Origin of the sequence: Roseateles sp. (assembly GCF_044373315.1) — a bacterium.
In the GTDB taxonomy this organism is placed as follows: Bacteria; Pseudomonadota; Gammaproteobacteria; order Burkholderiales; family Burkholderiaceae_C; genus JACDQM01.
On record NZ_JBILQK010000203.1, the window covers coordinates 1 to 3,018 of the forward strand.

Genomic DNA, 3,018 nt, shown 5'->3' on the forward strand with positions numbered 1-3,018 from the left:
TGCCCAGACGGATGCCGCGCGACTTGTCAGTGGTCTTGCGGATCATCTGCTCGACCGAGACATCGGTGCCAGGGTTGGCCTTGTAGAAACCGCTCTTCTCGGTCATCTGGTACGAGGCCATCGTCAGTGGCAGGTAGCCGGTGCGCTGGTGGCTCTTGGCGGCTTCCTCGACCTTGGACAGGTGGGCGAAGAACTGGGCCACGCCCTTGTACTCCTCGGCCTTCTTGCCCGACATCACCCACAGGCTGGCGCCACCGATCACGGTGTTCTGCGGCGCGCCGGGAACATCGTGGTAATAGGGCAAGGTAGAGATGCCGAAGGCGAACTTGGCGTTGCGCTTGGTGTTGCCGTACAGCGCGGAAGAGCCCGTGGTCATCGCGCACTCGCCGGAGACGTAGGTGGCATCAGCCGAATTGCCACGGCCCTTGTAGACGAACAGGCCCTGCTTGGACATATTGGCCAGGTTCTCGATGTGGCGCACATGCAGAGGCGAGTTGAAAGCCAGGCGCGCATCGGTGCCACCGAAGCCATTGCCCTTGGTTGCGAACTCAACGTTGTGCCAGGCGGAGAAGCTCTCCAGCTGGGTCCAGCTCTGCCAGCTGGTGGTGAACGGGCACTTGTGGCCGCTGGCCTTCAGCTTGGCGGCCACCAGGGCCACTTCCGACCAGGTCTTGGGCGGCTGGTTGGGGTCAACACCGGCGGCCTTCAGCGCGTCCTTGTTGTAGTGCAGGACGGTGGTGGAGCTGTTGAAGGGGAAGGACAGCATCTGGCCATTGGGCGCGGTGTAGTAACCGGCCACGGCAGGCACATAGGCCTTGGGGTCGAAGGTCACGCCGGCCTTCTTCATCAGTTCGCCGACCGGCACGATCGCGCCCTTGCTGGCCATCATCGTGGCGGTTCCCACTTCGAAGACCTGCAGCACATGAGGCGCATTGCCGGCGCGGAAGGCGGCGATGGCGGCTGTCATCGACTCGTCATAGCTGCCCTTGAAAGTCGGGACGATCTTGTAGGCGGTCTGGCTGGTGTTGAAGTCCTTGGCCAGGTCATTGACCCACTCGCCGAGCGCGCCGCCCATCGAGTGCCACCATTGAATTTCGGTCTGCGCCTGGACGGGAGCCAGGAATGCGGCCATCAGGGCTGCTGCGGTCAGTTTCAGTTTCATGAAGGAAGTCTCCTAGAGGGCAAAAGGGCGCCAAGGCTAGCGCTTTTGTATGACAGAGATGTTGTGCCTGTGCGTGCCATCTTGTCGGGCCGAAGTGTCTCTCGGCTCGGGGCAGGCTGTCGCGCAAGGCTGGATCTTTGTTTTCGTCCGCCGGTGATTGTTGTTCGAAACGTTTCGTATTGTGTGCGAATTTTCCATGTATCGATTCGTTTGCTTTCGTATTAGACTCGGCCGGTCAATGCATTCATCAAGATGGCCGCGAGCGAATTGAACTCGAACCCGAGACAGCTGAGGCTGCTGGACGTCGTCAGGCTGCGCGGCAGCGCCAGCGTGGAGGAGCTCTCCAAGGCCCTGGGCGTGACGCTGCAGACGGTGCGGCGCGATGTGCAGCGCCTGGCCGACGCGGGGCTGCTGGCCCGCTTCCACGGCGGCGTGCGGGTGCCGACATCGACCACCGAGAACATCGCCCACCAGCAGCGCGAAACCCTCAATGCCAGCGGCAAGGCCGCGATTGCGCGTGCGGTGGCGGCCGCGGTGCCGAATGACTGCTCGCTGATGATCAACATCGGCACGACGACCGAGGCCGTGGCGCGCGAGTTGCGCGGCCACAAGGGCTTGCGCGTCATCACCAACAACCTCAATGTGGCCAGCATCCTGTGCGCCAACCCCGATTGCGAAGTGATCGTGGCCGGCGGCATGGTGCGCCACCGCGACCACGCCATCGTCGGCGAGGCGGCCGTTGACTTTGTGCGTCAGTTCAAGGTGGACATCGCGCTGATCGGCGTCTCCGGCATCGAGTCCGACGGCAGCTTGCGCGATTTCGACTACCGTGAGGTCAAGGTCGCGCAGACCATCATCGAGCATTCGCGCGAGGTCTGGCTGCTGGCCGACAGCAGCAAGTTCCACCGCCCGGCCATGGTTCACCTGGCCACACTCGGGCAGATCGACCGCATCTTCACCGATGCGCCGCCGCCCGATCCCTTCCCGGTCTTGCTGGCCGAGGCCGGCGTGCGCTGCGAGATTGCCGATCCGGCGTCCGTTCCGCGATGAAGCTGCTGCTGAACCTGCTTGCGGCGATCGCGCTGCTGGTCTGGGGAACCTATCTGGTTCGCACCGGCATCCTGCGGGTATTCGGCGCCAGCCTGCGCAGCGTGCTGGCCGGCAGCCTGGGCAGCAGGCCTGCTGCGCTGGTAGCTGGGCTGGGCGTCACGGCGCTGGTGCAGTCCGGCACCGCCACCGGTCTGATCGTTGCGTCCTTTGTCGGCCAGGGTCTGATGCCCCTGGGCATCGCGCTGGCCGCCATGCTCGGGGCGGACATGGGCAGCGCGCTGATGGCGGTGGTGTTCTCCTTCGACCTGTCCTGGCTGTCGCCGCTGCTGATCTTCGTCGGCGTGGTGCTTTTCATCTCGCGCAAGTCCAGCACGGTCGGGCGTTTCGGCCGGGTGCTGATCGGCCTGGGTTTGATGCTGCTGGCGCTGCGTCTGATCGGCGAGACCACCACCTTGATGGTGCAGTCGCCGGTGGTGAAGGCGCTGCTGTCCACGCTCTCCAGCGATCTGCTTCTGGAGCTGACCGTGGGCGCCACCCTGGCTGTGGTGGCCTATTCCAGCCTGGCCATCGTGCTGCTGACGGCCACGCTGGCGGTGTCCGGCGCGATACCGCTGGAGGTCGCCATGGGCTTGGTGCTGGGGGCCAATCTGGGCAGCGGATTGCTGGGCGTGATCGTCACCGCCCGCTCCCCGGTCGAGGTGCGTCAGGTGCTGCTCGGCAATCTGGTCTTCAAAGTGATGGGCGTGCTGCTGGCCATGCCTTTGCTGGGTGTCTGGCTGCGCGAGCTGCGCCAGCATGTCGATCCA

3 protein-coding genes are annotated in these 3,018 nt (G+C 64.4%); 2 read left to right on the forward strand and 1 reads right to left on the reverse strand.

The features are described from left to right. The coding region (gene ugpB, locus ACIQ67_RS20390) for a sn-glycerol-3-phosphate ABC transporter substrate-binding protein UgpB (RefSeq protein ID WP_397536201.1) at positions 1–1,162 on the reverse strand (1,162 nt) is incomplete at its 3' end. A 267-nt stretch (positions 1,163–1,429) separates the two neighbouring features. On the opposite strand from ugpB, the gene ACIQ67_RS20395 reads away from it, so the two are divergent. Both ACIQ67_RS20395 and ACIQ67_RS20400 read left to right on the forward strand, forming a co-directional pair. After that, on the forward strand, positions 1,430–2,212 hold the full coding sequence (locus ACIQ67_RS20395) for a DeoR/GlpR family DNA-binding transcription regulator (protein WP_397536203.1): 783 nt from the start codon (positions 1,430–1,432) through the stop codon (positions 2,210–2,212). Next, on the forward strand, positions 2,209–3,018 hold an 810-nt coding region (locus tag ACIQ67_RS20400; protein WP_397536202.1), incomplete at its 3' end, for a Na/Pi cotransporter family protein. The genes ACIQ67_RS20395 and ACIQ67_RS20400, both read left to right, overlap by 4 nt.